At 50.8% G+C, this 5,251-nt stretch carries 6 protein-coding genes; 3 read left to right on the forward strand and 3 right to left on the reverse strand.

Annotated elements, in window-relative coordinates; genetic code table 11:
* Positions 1-401, forward strand: a 401-nt coding sequence (locus IE105_RS15165; protein WP_189499731.1) for a DDE-type integrase/transposase/recombinase, incomplete at its 5' end; no start/stop codon positions are given.
* A 213-nt stretch (positions 402-614) separates the two neighbouring features.
* The gene (locus tag IE105_RS15170; protein ID WP_189499732.1) at positions 615-1,145 is read left to right on the forward strand and encodes a hypothetical protein; all 531 of its coding nucleotides are present in this window, start codon (positions 615-617) and stop codon (positions 1,143-1,145) included.
* A gap of 187 nt (positions 1,146-1,332) precedes the next feature.
* On the opposite strand, the gene IE105_RS15175 is transcribed toward IE105_RS15170, so the two are convergent.
* Together IE105_RS15175 and IE105_RS15180 are read right to left on the reverse strand one after the other, a co-directional pair.
* Positions 1,333-2,178, reverse strand: coding sequence for a formate/nitrite transporter family protein (locus IE105_RS15175; protein WP_189499735.1), 846 nt, complete (start codon positions 2,176-2,178; stop codon positions 1,333-1,335).
* Positions 2,179-2,316: 138 nt separating this feature from the next.
* Positions 2,317-3,024 (reverse strand): universal stress protein, encoded by a 708-nt coding sequence (locus IE105_RS15180; protein WP_189499733.1) that lies wholly within the window; start codon positions 3,022-3,024, stop codon positions 2,317-2,319.
* A 564-nt stretch (positions 3,025-3,588) separates the two neighbouring features.
* On the opposite strand from IE105_RS15180, the gene IE105_RS15185 reads away from it, so the two are divergent.
* Positions 3,589-4,377 carry a tetratricopeptide repeat protein gene (locus IE105_RS15185; RefSeq protein ID WP_189499734.1) on the forward strand — a complete coding sequence of 263 codons (789 nt, stop codon included), beginning with the start codon at positions 3,589-3,591 and terminating at the stop codon, positions 4,375-4,377.
* Positions 4,378-4,533: 156 nt separating this feature from the next.
* Here the strand turns inward: IE105_RS15185 and IE105_RS15190 are convergent, their stop codons facing one another.
* Positions 4,534-5,226, reverse strand: a complete 693-nt coding sequence (locus IE105_RS15190; protein WP_233354216.1) for a DUF5765 domain-containing protein — start codon at positions 5,224-5,226, stop codon at positions 4,534-4,536.
* Positions 5,227-5,251: the final 25 nt, after the last annotated feature.

Below are 5,251 nucleotides of genomic sequence, written 5' to 3' on the forward strand. Positions count from 1 at the left end.
ATAAAGGCGAAGTCCTGGAGTGTTTTGTCACCAAGAAGCGCGATAAACTCGCGGCGTTACGGTTCTTGAAGAAAGCCATGAAACGCTACGGTCCGCCTCAAACTACCGTCACAGACAGGCTCCGCTCTTACGGCGCTGCCATGTGCGATATTGGCAATCAGGACCGACAGAACACGGATCAATATGCCAATAATCGCGCCGAGAATTCCCATCTCCCGTTTCGACGGAGAGCGCGCGGCATGACGCGCTTCAGGAGACCCGCGACGCTCCAGAAATTTGTCTCAACCCACGCCTCAGTCTACAATCACTTCAACCATCAGCGACATCTTGAAAGCCGGGCCCGTTTCAAAACCATGCGGGATGTGTCGCTCATGGAGTGGCGGCAGTTGGTCGTGGCCTAAGACCTGACGTCTCGTGAAAATCCGAACTCATCCAATTTAAGCTGACAATTCCCCCNGAGTCTTCCGACCGGTTCAATCAACGGGCTCTGGACCAAGCGCGCCATATCAAAGCTGCCCTGCGAACATATCCAGGCAATGGGTTTGGACTTTAGTGTTCCAGCGGCGCCCGCGAAACTCGATGAACACGAGGCTGCATTATATGTGTTCCAGACAATGGCCGATCGCACCCTACCTGATTGCGAGCATAGGGAATGCCGTTATCGGAACGCTGAGGCTGAGGACTACATGTTTCAGTTTGCCGCCTACACTATGAGTCGAATGGTTGTCCCGGAGGATGATCCGTTATGGAGGGAATATGGACCGATTTTAGTCGATGCTTATCTGGACCGTAATTTCTTTTATGGCCCGGAGCCGGATCCGCATCAGTACAAAGTCCGCGGGGCAAGCGTTCCTGACCCACGGCACAAGAAGGGTCTTTGGCTTAAGGCTTGTGACGAGGAGGTGGAGTTTCGTAAGACGATGAGGTCTTGCAAACAAGATGATATGGGGAAGGACTGGTATCGCCGATTTGAGCTAGAGCACCTGATTTACCCAAACGTCGACGCTGACTATCTGGCGTTTTGCATTATCCGCTCTGACGATCCAGAGGCCGCTCTTACGGACGAACTCGTCGACGCGATCGAATGGCCGCGCTTTCTTCACAGGTTCAAAAAGGAAGATACAAGATCCCTATTTACTATCTGACCCTAGCGCTCTTAGCGCAGCATAAATTTGCCCAATGGGCGCTGACGTCAGACATTAGTCTGTCTCATGCTTTACTCCATAAGGGTGGAGGCAAGCGGAGTCTCTCTTAGCCCAGGCTCAAATCTGTGCCATGGATGCTGACGTCAGACACTGTCTCATTGGATGAACCGCATCGCTCAGCGGAGTGTCAGACCTCGTGCCTGACCTGTCCCCAAGCCATCATTGTGAAAATCGCTGTGCCACCGACGATATTGCCTGCAAGGACGGGAAGAAAGAAACCAATCACAGCGCCCTGAAAATCAAGGTTTCCGGTCACGACGAGGATCGCCATTTCGACTGACCCGGCGATTATATGGCTGAACTCACCGGCCGCAATAAGCCAGGTGAAGATCAGTATGACGAAAAATGCGGAGAACTTAGCTTGCGGCAGCATCCAGACGATCGCAGCGATTAAAATACCCGCTGGTATGGCTCTCATGAAGGCATCTTCGGCGGATAAGTCCAGCGCATGCTTCGACAATTCGAGCATAGCAGGCAAAAGCTCTGGAGGTATTGCCGACGTATGCATGAAGAATATGCCCGCCACAAAAGCGCCGACGACGTTAGCTGCCAAAACAACCGCCCAGAGACGTACGACGCGGGTAAACATTGCCAAAGTCGGCTCTGCCATCAACGGCAAAACTGTTGTGATCGTATTTTCTGTAAAAAGCTGCATTCGGCCAAGAATGACCACCAGAAAGCCTAAGCTGTAACCGAGGTTCTCAACCAAAAACCTTGCAGGCGTGTCGGGCATGTGGGTTCTAAAGATCGCCTCGCCGATAACGGAAAGTCCCATAATCATCCCGGCAGCGACGCCTGACCACAGCAATGACACTAGGGGCCGGCTGAGTTCTTCAGCGCCATCGCGACGGATGACCTCATATATCAACTTCGATGATAGCTCCGCTGCGTCTTTAACGGAATCCTCTTCAGCGACCTCGTTATTGATATCTCTAGGTTTAATCTTCCTGCTCTGACGGTTTTTTGAGTTCATATTAGTCAACGTGGCTATCTTTAGGAGTTGAATTTATCGGTCCAAAATTTGATTTATGGGTAGCCAACAAAGTGTGTCTGCAGCAAAAACCCTGAGACTGCCGATACTACCCAGATACTCTCTATCGTGAGACCACGTCTATTCGGGCAGGATAAGGACAGCGCATTTGGTCTTCCGGGCGACGTGTCGACTAACCGATGGATCGATGATGAATTCCAGCCAGCTACGATTATGCGAGCCAAGAATAATGAGGTCAGCGTTCCAATCAGCAGCTTCCGAAACAATTTCGTGGGCGGGCGTGCCGAGCCGGACAACCTGATCAGCCTGACCTTGCAATGCATAGCTGTCGACGAACTGTTGCACGACAGTCTCCCTTTGTTTGACAGCGTCGCGTGAAATTTGAGGGTCAACCATGACAGTCGGTACTATCACAGGAGTTCCTATCATCGGGGACACTCCCGTCATCGGCGGTGCCAAGACGCTGAATAGCCTCACAGAAGCGTTGTATGTTTCCGCTATTTTCAAGCTTATCTCTACGATCCCAACGGCTTCTTCGACATCGCTCGGTAAGGCGATTAAGATTTTCTGGAATAAATTAGCCGTACCATCACCCCGTTCGCGTCGGTCGAGTTCAACAAGCGCGGCTTGAATTGGCTTAAGGCGGGGCACTTTCCCATCTCCCATATTTTCAGACTTCGCTGTTGAGATCAGCTCCGCATCGAGCTTTAATGAATTGAGGACCTTACGCTTTTCTTTCGCCGTTAATTGGACGTCATCCAGCACATGCTGGGGCGTTTCGAAATAATTATCTGGGTTGGCAATCCGTATCGCCGCATAGTCGGTCATCCTGTCTCCTAATTTTACTGATAAATCGCTGCACGGGTTGTGATCGCGATGTAGCCGTTGTGGGGCTTACGCCGACGGCGGCCTGTCCCTCGTCATACCGTTTGAAAGTTTTAGCTTTCATCATAGGCCGTTGTGTGAGGCGGTAGCTTTTAAGGAGCGTAGCACGCGCCAGTTGTCTTGGGGGAATTAACTGGACGGTGCAGTGTGTGTTCCAGTTCACCAAACGTCTGACGTCAGCGTCTATCTTTCAGATTTGGGGCAAGGCGAAGAGAGATTTTTCGCTTATCTGCACGTCGTCATATAAGGCTGATTTTGTTAAATCTACATATGCCAATAATGTCTTATTAAGCGTTTTGATAACTCACTGTTGCTTTATGGTCGGCGGCCTAGTGCGGAAAAACTACGTTCAGGATTTTGCTGCTCTGGGCTGTCGGTGTCTGCTCGATAGGTTACTGAGATCTAGCCCCATACCTCTAAGATCGGAGCAATCGAAAGGCTCTTAAATATTTTTCCAGTTTGCCGATGACCTTAGCAAACCTGTAAGTCGGCCTCAGGAGTAGCAGAATGAACATACGCAAACCGAAACTTTTCCTACTAATGCTCGGGTTCGCTGGAGCTATAGCCGCTTCAGCCTGTTCTCAAGGCATTGAGCCGGAGATCAAAAGTCTAACGAAACGAGCGGTTGCGGGTGACGTATCGGCTCAGGTTGATCTGGGGTTAAAGTATGCCAACGGCGACGGTGTTTCAGAGGACGACGCGGCGGCCCTGAAATGGTATCGCAAGGCGGCAGAACAGGGGGATAGGAAAGCACAGTTTAATCTGGGCACAATGTACGCCGGAGGCGAGGGCGTTCCAGAGGACGACGTCGAGGCCATGAAGTGGTATCGTAAGGCCGCAGAGCAGGGAGATGTGAACGCGCAGAGAAGCTTGGGCATTACATACGCCTTTGGGAGTGGCGTTCCGGAGGACAAGGTGCAGGCCATGAAATGGTACCGCGAGGCGGCAGAGCAGGGAGGTGCAAGGGCGCAGCTCAATCTGGGCACAATGTACGCCGATGGTGAAGGTTTTCTGCAGGATAAAGCGGAGGCGGTGAAATGGTACCGTAAGGCAGCAGAGCAGGGAAGTACGAGCGCGCAATTCATTCTGGGGTCAGTTTACGCCAAGGGCGAAGGCGTTCCGAAGAGCGATGTGCATGCCTATAAATGGATGTCCTTAGCGGCGGCTCAGGGGGATCATGAGGCCAAGACAGGCCAAAGAACATTGGCGTTTCAGATGACGAAAGAGCAAATAGCGGAGGCGCAGAAACTGTCAGCCGAATGTTTTGCCAATGACTACCAAGGTTGCGATGGGTAACTAGTCGGCAAACGCTATTTTACCCATTTCTGGGCAGTATCCGCTTAAACTGGCGGAGCTGTGTTTTTGAACGAACGACAGACTCTAGGCCACGACCAGTTGATGCCATTTATGATTTTCTGTCGTCCAAGAGCTATTGAGCAACCTTTGTCCAGGCTACTTTTGCCTAGATTGTTTTGGCCATAACCACCAAGACTTCACAAACATGACCTTTCTTATCGGAGTTTTAACGACAAGAAGAAGAATTCCTATTGATAACAGGCACCATATTGCGGCCACCTCATTAGGGTTGCCCGTCAGTAACATAGCCAGTTGGGGCCCAACCAAGAAGTGGTACATCGTAAATCGCCAAGACCCGTAAATAAATGGCAACAAAATTCCGGCGAAGAAATATGTGGGATAGAGGGTTAAGAACGATGCCCATGAGTCAACTGTTATAAAGTTGAGCATTCCGTTCGTCGGCACATCCCAAGCGATATGCCAGTCTCCTGATACTGAGCAGAGTTGATCGCCACACAGTCCGCGCCCCAGCTCGCATGATCCCGCCCATTCAAATGGGTAAAGCTGCAAGAGCATGACGACGGCTGAAATAAAACAGACGGTATAGACTGGCCATTGAATTTTCTTCCGCACAGCGCTTGGGATAAAGTACATCGACAGAAGATTGATAAAAAAGGGTTGGAAAGTGATGTGCAGATAGCTCAAAATCGTTGCGATTTGGTTGGGCGGGAGTGAGCTGTCCGTCGTCATATAAAACGGCACAGATTTTGGCCTGGGCCAAGAGAGACTTTGCTCACCTTTATTGATTGATATTAGGCGACGGCTTTGCGGTATTGCAACCGTCGGCACTCAATAGTTCTTTCTTTTATTTTCT

Source organism: Algimonas arctica (assembly GCF_014652695.1).
Lineage (GTDB): Bacteria > Pseudomonadota > Alphaproteobacteria > Caulobacterales > Maricaulaceae > Litorimonas > Litorimonas arctica.

What these genes read in the sequence shown, in the direction of transcription:
- IE105_RS15170 (WP_189499732.1), top strand. Translation starts at nt 615, where the DNA reads ATGGCCGATCGCACCCTACCTGATTGCGAGCATAGGGAATGCCGTTAT.
- IE105_RS15175 (WP_189499735.1), bottom strand. Translation starts at nt 2,178, where the DNA reads ATGAACTCAAAAAACCGTCAGAGCAGGAAGATTAAACCTAGAGATATC.
- IE105_RS15180 (WP_189499733.1), bottom strand. Translation starts at nt 3,024, where the DNA reads ATGACCGACTATGCGGCGATACGGATTGCCAACCCAGATAATTATTTC.
- IE105_RS15185 (WP_189499734.1), top strand. Translation starts at nt 3,589, where the DNA reads ATGAACATACGCAAACCGAAACTTTTCCTACTAATGCTCGGGTTCGCT.